The organism is Rhodococcus sp. LB1 (assembly GCF_001583455.1).
Taxonomy (GTDB): domain Bacteria; phylum Actinomycetota; class Actinomycetes; order Mycobacteriales; family Mycobacteriaceae; genus Rhodococcus_F; species Rhodococcus_F opacus.
Genome location: NZ_LTCZ01000294.1, coordinates 1 through 3,606 on the forward strand (window position 1 = coordinate 1; position 3,606 = coordinate 3,606).

Below are 3,606 nucleotides of genomic sequence, written 5' to 3' on the forward strand. Positions count from 1 at the left end.
TTGCTGTTCGCGGCAACCGGTCCCACCGCGAACACGGACGCAGTGCGCGCCGTGATCGCCAGGCTGGAACGCGCCTTCGAGTCCGACGACCCGCCGCCCAGTGAAGACACCGACCTCAACGAGTTCCACGCCTCCAAGACACTCAACGGGCGCGTCGCCGTCAAAGGCGACCTGGATGCCGTCACCGGCGAAATGCTGCTCTCGGCGCTCTCCGGACTGTCCAAGCCGCGACCGGCGCAGGACGGAACCAAAGACAGCCGCACCCCCGGACAGCGACGGGCAGGCGGGTTCACCGAACTCCTGCGTCGCTATCTCGACTCCGGGATCGCCGGCGAAGAAGGTGGAGAACGTCCACACGTCTCCCTCCACGTCAACGCCAAGGATCTCGCCGACCACACCGACTGCAGTGCACGAGCACAGCAGGATGCCGCCGCCTCGCCGGACGACTCACTCTTTGCCATCGATGGGGTGGCGTGGACCGAGTGGATGGGGCCGCTGAGTCTCAGGGCAGCCCGGCTTCTCAGCTGCGATTCGATCTATACGCCGATCGTGCTCGACGACAACGGAGCGCCGCTCGACCTCGGCATCTCCACCCGGACAGTCACCAAGAGACAGCGAAAAGCGTTGGTGGCGAGGGATCGGGGATGCGCGTTCCCCGGGTGTGGTGCGCCGCCGTCCTGGTGTGAAGGTCACCACATCGTCCACTGGTCCGCAGGCGGGCCGTCCGACATGGGCAACCTGGTGCTGCTCTGCGGATTCCACCACCGGCTGCTGCACCACAGCGACTGGGAGATGGAGATGGGAGGCGACCGGCACCCCACGTTCATCCCACCCCAGCAGGTCGACTGGGAACGAAAGCCGATACCGGCGCACAACCGGGCCCGAGCATCCTGACCACGCGACACAGCGCATCACGCCGACTCGGCAACAGGACACTGCCGAGCCGGCATGCCGTCGTGCCCGGAGTCCGGTCGGTGTCACCGAACCGTCGTGCCCATCGCCTGCGCAAGACCGTTGCGATCGGCGACGTCGAGTCTTATACACGCACGGTAGATATGACCCTCCACCGTCCGCACCGAGACGAACAACCGATCGGCGATCTGGCGGTTCGACAAACCCGCCGCAACCATCGACCCCACCTCACGCTCACGACTCGTCAAGGGGAGCGGATGGGCCGCCTCCACCAGCGCGGGGGACGACATGTGATCGCATCGGGCCGACAGGGCTTCGGCCGCCGCAGCGCACTCGATCGAACGCCGCTTATCGGTGGCATGCGTGAACGCGATCGCCGCCCGAGCGTAGGCATCGGCGGCATCCGGCAGGGCCCCGATCTTTTCGAATTCGGCTGCTGCCGATGCCACACCGCATCCGTTTCCTGCCGCGACTGCCGCCGCATGCCGGGCAACGATGTCGACGAGTTGGCCGTCGCAGATGTCCGCCAACTCGGCGAGACGCGTGGCGGTAGTCGTGTCACCGAACCGGGTGGCAAGGTGAAGCGCGGCCGCCTCGATGCCGAATTGTCCTGATTTACAAGCGGACTCTGCCGACGACCGCGATAGATCGACGGCCCGCGACGTTTCACCTCGCGCTGCGGCGAGCCACGCCTGCGACATCATGAGTTGGGGCCCGAACACGGCCACGTGCCGGCCGTTCCGGGCCTGCGCTGCTGTGATGATCCCGTCCGCCTCGTGAATGCGACCGAGTTCCGCATACGCCTGACCGAGCGCGATGTAGGCGGGGAAACTCCACGAGATCGCATCGGCAGTATCGCCGACGTTGAGGGCCGCGATCGCCTGCTCGAGGCGACCCGCGGCGTCGGTGAACCGGCCGCGGGCAAGTTCCACCGTCCCAACCAGGATGTTCGCAAGCCCCCACGCTACGTATCGGCCGCTGGATGCCAACGAGAGGTATTCCTCGGCCCGGTGCTGCGCCGCGCCGAACTGTCCGGTCAGGGTCAGCGCGAGGATCTCACCGTGCGCGGCAGGGAACCTCAGCAACCCGTCTATCTGATCGGCCACCGCAGCGCTGCGCGCTGCCAGTTCCGGCACTTGGCCACCGCGTCCCATCAGTGCCAGGGACAACCCGCCACCGAAGTACGCCCACTCGATCGCCCATGGCAGAACTCGGTCGGCGGCCAGAATCGCCTTCGCTGCCGCTGCGGCCTCCTCGGGCCGATTCTCGAACACAGCGCACACCGAGCCGATGCCCTCGATGATCGGCACGAGACTGGGATGCGTGACCTTCTCGCGGAGAACCGCGAGGACCTCGTCGGCCTTCTCCGACTCGCCGCTTGCCCAGAACAGGTTTGCGATCCGCGACGTACCCCAGCGCACCAGCTGCACCTGGTCAAGACCGTCGGGCGAAAAGGACAGCAGCAACGATTCGGCCTCCGTGGCGTGCCCCTGCCACAGCAGAGCCCGGGCAAGAAGGTCGGCTGCTTCGAAGCTGCCGGTCTGGTCGAATGCCGCGCGCGCGAGCCGTTCCCCCAGAGGAACATTCGCCAAACCGATTGCGTCCTCGGCGGCGTTGACCAACAGATCCGGTTCGACCGACCGATCGCTGTCGAGCGCCAACTCTGCCAGGCGAATTCGATTGGAGGACCCGACCACAGCGCGACTGCTCAGAGCCTCGACGAGCTGTCCCCGGAGCCTCCGGCCTGCCGCGCGCCCCACCCGTCGTCGAATCACCTCACCGAACAGTGGATGCGTGTAGCGGACGTCGAGCCTATGTCCGTCCTCGACGATTCTGACGAGGCCGCGGCGCTCGGCCTCCTCCACCGCATCGTCACCCGCCAGCTGACCGAGGATATCCAGATCGAGCGGCTCGCAGAAAGTGAGAAGCTGCAACGCCCGCAACACGTCGTGGGGAATCTGATCGATCCGGTGCTCCAGCAGGGAAGCGAGCTCGGACGTGATGGCGGCACGTCCCCGCAACTGCCAGACCCCGCCGGATCGGCGCAGCGTCCCCGCTTCGAGAGCGCCCTCCACCAGATGTCGGACGAACAACGCGTTCCCGCCGGACGCCTCCCAGATCATGTCCGCACTCAGCCCCTCGAGTGGGCCGTCCAGCACGGACTCGATCAACTCGATGCTCTGATCCCGGCTGAACGGCGCCAGTTCGAGCCGCAGAAGGTGACCGTCCTTCCACAACGACGTGATCGCGTCGGGCACGGTCTCACCGTTGCGAACGGTCGCGACGATGTGGACCGCCCTGTCGAGCGCAAGTTGATGGAGGAACGTCGCCGAGAGCTGATCGAGTAGGTGTGCGTCGTCCACGCCGACCACCACGTCACGACTGCGACCGTCATCGAGGAGCGCCTGCCGCGCCGCCGACAGAAAGGCGACCGGATCCCGGGAGGTGGATGCCCCGACCAGATGCGCGAACACACCCAGCGGGATGCTCCGCGCCGATTCGGTGCCCGCCACCCATTTCACCTCACGTGGCAACGACTCGGTGGCGAACCGCGCGAGGGTGGTCTTGCCGACGCCGGGATCGCCCGTGAGGACGACACCGCATCCCCCGGACCGAGTCGTGAGCGACGCGGTGATCGCGTCGAACTCGACTTGCCGCTGAATCAGAGGCCACGTCGGACCCATGGTCCGATTC

2 protein-coding genes are annotated in these 3,606 nt (G+C 66.7%); one reads left to right on the forward strand and one right to left on the reverse strand.

The window, feature by feature from the left end; all coding sequences use genetic code 11:
- On the forward strand, positions 1–894 hold an 894-nt coding region (locus AZG88_RS31220; protein ID WP_061700070.1), incomplete at its 5' end, for an HNH endonuclease signature motif containing protein.
- 83 nt (positions 895–977) lie between these two features.
- On the opposite strand, the gene AZG88_RS31225 is transcribed toward AZG88_RS31220, so the two are convergent.
- Positions 978–3,596 carry a helix-turn-helix transcriptional regulator gene (locus AZG88_RS31225; protein ID WP_061700071.1) on the reverse strand — a complete coding sequence of 873 codons (2,619 nt, stop codon included), beginning with the start codon at positions 3,594–3,596 and terminating at the stop codon, positions 978–980.
- Between the last annotated feature and the right edge of the window lie 10 nt (positions 3,597–3,606).

Coding starts and splice junctions, on each gene's coding strand:
- AZG88_RS31225 (WP_061700071.1), bottom strand. CDS start 3,596: ATGGGTCCGACGTGGCCTCTGATTCAGCGGCAAGTCGAGTTCGACGCG.